This is a genomic window from Gracilibacillus thailandensis (assembly GCF_010994055.1).
Lineage (GTDB): Bacteria > Bacillota > Bacilli > Bacillales > Amphibacillaceae > Gracilibacillus > Gracilibacillus lacisalsi.
Window position 1 is genome coordinate 51,184 of record NZ_WJID01000044.1, and the last position, 6,000, is coordinate 57,183.

6 protein-coding genes are annotated in these 6,000 nt (G+C 37.5%); 3 read left to right on the forward strand and 3 right to left on the reverse strand.

The window, feature by feature from the left end; translation table 11 throughout:
• The first annotated feature begins 57 nt into the window (after positions 1-57).
• The 3 genes from GH715_RS13670 to GH715_RS13680 are packed head-to-tail and all read left to right on the forward strand — an operon-like array spanning position 58 to position 4,526.
• Positions 58-1,272, forward strand: coding sequence for a metallophosphoesterase family protein (locus tag GH715_RS13670; RefSeq protein ID WP_163578661.1), 1,215 nt, complete (start codon positions 58-60; stop codon positions 1,270-1,272).
• A gap of 3 nt (positions 1,273-1,275) precedes the next feature.
• Positions 1,276-4,110 (forward strand): ATP-binding protein, encoded by a 2,835-nt coding sequence (locus tag GH715_RS13675; protein ID WP_153835738.1) that lies wholly within the window; start codon positions 1,276-1,278, stop codon positions 4,108-4,110.
• A 14-nt stretch (positions 4,111-4,124) separates the two neighbouring features.
• Entirely contained in the window at positions 4,125-4,526 is a 402-nt protein-coding gene (locus tag GH715_RS13680; RefSeq protein ID WP_018933676.1) for a GNAT family N-acetyltransferase, read from the forward strand.
• Between the two features lie 248 nt (positions 4,527-4,774).
• On the opposite strand, the gene GH715_RS13685 is transcribed toward GH715_RS13680, so the two are convergent.
• The 3 genes from GH715_RS13685 to GH715_RS21795 are packed head-to-tail and all read right to left on the reverse strand — an operon-like array spanning position 4,775 to position 5,949.
• A complete protein-coding gene (locus tag GH715_RS13685; RefSeq protein ID WP_153835737.1) occupies positions 4,775-5,377 on the reverse strand; it encodes a DedA family protein in 603 nt (200 codons plus the stop codon).
• A 2-nt stretch (positions 5,378-5,379) separates the two neighbouring features.
• A complete protein-coding gene (locus tag GH715_RS13690; protein ID WP_153835736.1) occupies positions 5,380-5,796 on the reverse strand; it encodes a GNAT family N-acetyltransferase in 417 nt (138 codons plus the stop codon).
• 18 nt (positions 5,797-5,814) lie between these two features.
• Entirely contained in the window at positions 5,815-5,949 is a 135-nt protein-coding gene (locus GH715_RS21795; RefSeq protein WP_267463680.1) for a hypothetical protein, read from the reverse strand.
• Positions 5,950-6,000: the final 51 nt, after the last annotated feature.

The following is a 6,000-nucleotide window of genomic DNA, read 5'->3' on the forward strand; positions in this document are numbered from 1 at the left end:
AACGTGCATTCTTATTTATGCTCTGCTACAATAGAGGGAGGAAGAAGGTGAAGGATGATGAAAAAAGAAATTTCTTTCATTCATTGTGCGGATTTGCATTTAGACAGTCCATTTAAAGGCTTGAAAGACATTCCATCTGAACTATTAAGAGATATTAGACAAAGTACATTTCAAGCCTTAGAAAATCTCACCGAACAAGCCATCAAACATCAAGTAGATTTTGTCCTTTTAGTAGGAGATATTTTTGACCAGGAAGAACAAAGCATGCAAGCGCATATGGCATTACAGAAAGCTTTTCAAAGATTACAAGAACAACAGATTAAGGTATACCTCTCTTACGGTAACCATGATTATTTGAACAGTCAGTCCTTTCCGCGTAACTACCCGGACAATGTACATGTTTTTGATAAAGAAGAGGTTACATCCTTCCCATTTATCAAAGATGGACAAGTTCAAGCGAGAATCTATGGCTTTAGTTATGAAAATAGAGCAGTAGTGGAAAACAAAACGAAAGAGTACGAGAAAACAGTCGATCATTGTTTTCATATCGCTACGTTACACGGAAGTATTGGAAATGAACTCAACCAGGATCATGCAAGTTATGCTCCTTTTCAACTGACAGAACTGAAAGAAGCTGGATTTAATTATTGGGCACTAGGGCATATACATAAGCGCGAAATAGTAGCGGAAAGTCCGCCAGTTGTCTATCCAGGGAATATCCAAGGTAGGTCAACGAAAGAAACAGGGGAAAAGGGTTGCTACCTTGTCACCTTATCTGAAAATAATGCAAAGCTTGAATTTCTACCTCTATCTCCTATTAGCTTTGAAAAAGTACCAGTAGATGCCAGTGGTTGGACAGATCTTCCGAGTGTGACGGAACAGCTAATAGAAATCTCCAATCAATGGAAAACAGGAAAAACATTAATCCAGTTCATTTTTTCGCAAGTAGCGGAAGACAAGGAAGTCTGGTTCACTAATGGCCAGATAACAGAAATGATTACCTATTTGAATCAGGAATTAAAGCATAGCTATATTATCGGTTATAAATGGAACATGGCAGCTAAACGTTCTGAATGGCAACATGGCGGTCGTTTTTTGGAAGAGTTAGCAACTGCTTTTCAAGAAACAAATCTGGAGCAGACAATCAGCCCGTTATGGCAGCATGGAGAAGGAAGAAAATGGCTGCGAGAATTAGATGGTGATGATCAAACGGAAATCCTGCACGAAGCAGAATATCTTTTAGATCAATTACTGCATGAAAAGGAGGGATAAGTCTTGCGGATAGAAAGCATACATATATATGGTTTTGGAAAATGGATTGATCAGCATTTTTCTCTCGAGCAAGACGGTCCTATTGAAATTGCAGGGGATAATGAATCGGGCAAATCAACTTTGAGACAATTTATTTTATACATTTTGTTTGGCTTGAAATCGAAACAGATAGAACGTTTCACACCGAAACAAGGATCAACTGTAGGTGGGAGGCTTACTGTTTCCGGGCTTGCGAACCAAACTGTCACGATAGAACGAGTACAAGGCAAGCATAAAAATCAGGCGATCATATATGGTGAGAGCGGAACACAGATGGATGAAGAATGGTTAAAATCTGCTTTGCAAGGGATCGATCGTAAGGAATTCCAATCAATCTATACATTTGATGCCCATGACCTCAAGCAAATTCAAGATCTTGACAATCAATCTCTGCATGAAGTCTTATTAGCGGTAGGTATGACAGGGTCAGATCGGATCTATTATGCAGAAAAAAATTTGGAAAAAACGTTGGCAGACCTGTTTAAACCGTATGGAAAAAAGCCGGAGATTAATCAACTTTTTCAAGAGCTAGCAGATCTCAAGAAGAAATTAACCGAAGCGAAAGAGAAGGAAAGTCAGTATCAGCAACAATTAACAGAAATAGAAGAGTTAGACGAGCAATTAATCCAACTACAACAAGCTAAAAGTAACACCATCCAAAGGCAGGAACAAGCTGAAAAACGGTTAACACACTATGCTTTAATCGAGGATTACTATTTCACCACTGCTCAATTAAAAAGACAAGATGCAACTATTACGTTTCCGGTTGAAGGATTAAAGCGTCTGAATGAATGGAAGGACTCGCTCTTACCATTAAAAAGTGAAGAGCAGGTGCTGCGTAATAATCTAAACGAAGTGGAGCAGCAGATAAGCCAGTTGGCGCTGATGCCTGATCAAAAATTTAAGACGGTCGAACGTGGGTTAAAGATACAATATGAAATGAACCAAATTGAGGCAGATATCCAACAAATCGGAAAACGCATCAAAGAAATCGAAAATGAAATGATCAGCAAGTTAGAAAATATGCAGATTAACCTGACTATTGAACAATTACGGGAGACAGAACTTCCTTTTTATCTAGAAGAAGCATGGGCTGATTTAGCGAATCAGCGTGAGAAATTATCCTTGGAAAAACAGTATGTCGAAAACGACAAATCCTCTACGGGCAGAATAAAACAGGAATTGCTGAAGGAAAAAGAACAACTGCAAAAAGCATTGCTGAGTCAGGATAAGATCAAACAATATCAAGAGGAGATTGCACAAGCAAATCGAGCAGAACAACAAGAACAATATCGTAAATGGCAGCAAACATTTCAACAACAATTGAAAGTATCTAATCTCGTTATCCTTATCGGGTTCCTACTAGCAGTAGGGCTTTTCTTGGTAACTGATTTACTATGGGTGGTTGTCACTCTTATTCTGGCTGTAGGTCAAAATGTCGCAATTAGGCTATATGGAAAGGCAGTTAAACAATGGTTACAGCCTGATCTGAAAGAGGTCGTTGTATTATCTCAAGCTGAAATTAAGGAGCGGGAGCGGATTATCGAGCAACAAACAGAGCTCCAGCAATCATTATCCGAAATGGATAAAGATGTACAAAAATATCAAAATGAACAGTTAAAACAAGCAGAACGATTTTCGTTTTTAACAGAACGCATCGAGCAAATCGAACAAAAAATTTCCGATCAAAAGCAGCAGTATCCTTTCTTAACTAATGTAGAATTGACTTATTGGCCAAGGCTTTATCAACAGGTGATCACGCAAAAAGAAAAGCTCTTGGAGATACAACGATTAGAAACAGAAATAAGTGATCTTCACGAGCAGTTAAAGGAAAAACAACGAGCTATTGATATCCTAGAAATAGATACGGATGATTTAGAATCAAATATGGAGAAGGAGCAGACAAAAAGAACAAAGCATCAGCAGCTCCAAACGAGAAGAGCAGAATGGCAATCACAGCTGGATACTGTTCTAGAGAAGCAAAAACCGTACCAAGAGGAAATTAATCTGTTATTGCACAAGGCAGAAGTGGATACAGAGGAAGCCTTTATCGAAAAAGGAGAACGGAAAGAAGAACTTGATCGCCTGCAGCAGAAACATACTCAGTTATATGATAGCTTAGCTGTCCTTTTTTCAGAAGAGGAAATCAAGCGAATAGCTGAGGGAGATTTTGATGAGGAAAAGACGTTACAGGTTTTATTAGAAGAGTGTAAACAAGTAATCAACGAAACTACTGAGCAAATAAAAGAAAAGCAAGCGTTATTAAGTGACAAAAAGGCAACGATTGCGATGCTGGAGGCAAATGAGGATACCTCGATTCTCAAGCATCAACTGGCCATCAAACAAGAAGAATTACAAGAAATAGCAAAACAATGGGCTGTTTATCATGTGGCATTATCAAACTTAACGGAAGCAAAATCAACTTATTCACAAAAATATATGCCTCAAGTGTTTGAGCAAGCTAGTGAGTATTTTAGCAAATTGACATTAGGTAGGTATCAGCACATATATATAGAAGATAATGAAACGGTGATTGTAGAAGACAGAGGCGGTTTTGTTTTTGAAGTTATCGAATTATCACAGGCAACTAAAGATCAATTATATATTGCCCTTCGTTTTGCATTAAGTCATGTCATGGCAAACCGATTAGCACTACCTTTTTTAATTGATGATGGGTTCGTACATTTTGATGCTAATCGAAAAGAAAAAGTGTTAGAGATGATCGAAGAATTAAGTAACGATCATCAAGTCCTCTATTTCACTGCTAATGCGACAACAAAAGCAAGTATTACATTATAATGGGAGAGTGTGCTATGAATCATATTATGTATAAAAGTGATGTAACAATAACGCCGAGAGATTTATCGGAAGTGTTTCAAGCTTCAGGCATAAAAAGACCTTATGATGACCTTGATCGTCTACAACAAATGCTTGATCATGCTAATGTATTAGTCACTGCCTGGGATCAGGAAAAAATAGTAGGGGTGGCAAGAGGCTTGACTGATTTCAGCTATTGCTGCTATTTGTCCGATTTAGCTGTAGATGAAGCTTATCAGCATCAAGGAATTGGTAAAGAACTGATAGAACAGGTTAAAGCAGAACTAAATGAGCAAGTTGCTTTGATTCTGTTATCAGCACCAGCTGCAATGGATTATTATCCAAAAGTGGGCTTCGATAAAATAGATAATGGTTATATCATTAAAAGGAAAAACTAAGAGAGGAAGGGATTTGAACAATGGCTGCCTTATTCGAATTCCTTTCAAGTACGTGTTATATATTAAGTTGGTTTCTCTTTGTGGTTAGCCTGTATTTTTTATATTGGATGGTGGTTTTACCTGGTTGATTTGTTATACCATTTTTGATATCTATAAGTTTATGGTTGATACTACGTTTATTATCGAAGAAATTACTGCCGAATTAAGCTATATAAAGCCATCCTCCATAGAGTAAGGATGGCTTTATTTCATCTTCTTTTCCGTAATAAACGAATAATAAAAAATAAAGCACCAAGGAAAATAAGCAAATAGAAAAGGTTAGCATAAATATCAAAATAATAGACAATATCTTCCCATGATTCCCCGACATATGCCCCCAATAAAACTAAGATAGTATTCCAGATCAGGGTTCCTAAGGCGGTAAAGATTAAAAATAGCGTCACATTCATTTTAGCCATCCCGGCTGGAATAGAAATAAGACTGCGAATTAGAGGGATAAATCGACAAAAGAAGATCGTCCAATAGCCATATTTATCAAACCAAGCATCAGCCTTGTAGATGTCTTCCTTTTTGATACGGAGAAGGTGTCCCCATTTTTCGACGATCTTTTCCAAGCGTTGAACGTTCAGTAGCATACCTATCAAGTATAATACAATTGCGCCTAGAACAGAACCTGCAGTTGAGGAAAGGATGACACCAACTATATGTAAGGAAGATATCGTAGTGAAAAAACCACCGAAAGTTAACACGACTTCCGAGGGAATAGGCGGAAAAATATTCTCCAATGCTATTAAAAACATAATACCGAGATATCCAAACTCATCCATTACAGTAAAAAACCATTCCTGCATCTTTACTGTTCTTCCTTTACCATTCTTCGTACCATACATGGCCGCTCTGTAAAGTTAAAAGTCTCATAAAATCGGTGAGCATCCTTAGTAGCTAAAGCAAATTTCGTATTTTTAAGCAGGGGATGTTCTAGTATGCATTGCATCAAAAAAGAACCAATCCCGCGTCCTTGATATTCCGAGTCGATCACAACATCTAATATCCAGGAGAAAACGGCTTGGTCAGATACAACTCGAGCAAAGCCAATTTGTTTATCTTTTTCGTAAATCCCAAATGAAAATGAATTCTCTATGCTGTGCGCGATCGTTTCTTTGCTTCGCTCATTTGCCCAATATGTTGGTTGCAAAAGTGTAAAAATGGTATCCAGATCGAGTAATTCTTTATCATCACTTACCACATAGTTATTGTGATACCATTCCATATGAATTCCCCATTTCGTCTATTTGTTATCGTTCTCTTCTAACAATCTAATGATCTCCTGATTTTGTTTCATGATCCGTTTTTGTTGATTTCGGATTTTATCGACAACGAATAATAGAATAAAAAGCATAATAATAGAAATGATAGCAAACAATTATACCCCTCCATTTTATCAGCAATAGGCGAGAAGACTCCCACCTCAAGG

Coding starts and splice junctions, on each gene's coding strand:
- GH715_RS13690 (WP_153835736.1), bottom strand. CDS start 5,796: ATGGAATGGTATCACAATAACTATGTGGTAAGTGATGATAAAGAATTA.
- GH715_RS13680 (WP_018933676.1), top strand. CDS start 4,125: ATGAATCATATTATGTATAAAAGTGATGTAACAATAACGCCGAGAGAT.
- GH715_RS13685 (WP_153835737.1), bottom strand. CDS start 5,377: ATGCAGGAATGGTTTTTTACTGTAATGGATGAGTTTGGATATCTCGGT.
- GH715_RS13670 (WP_163578661.1), top strand. CDS start 58: ATGAAAAAAGAAATTTCTTTCATTCATTGTGCGGATTTGCATTTAGAC.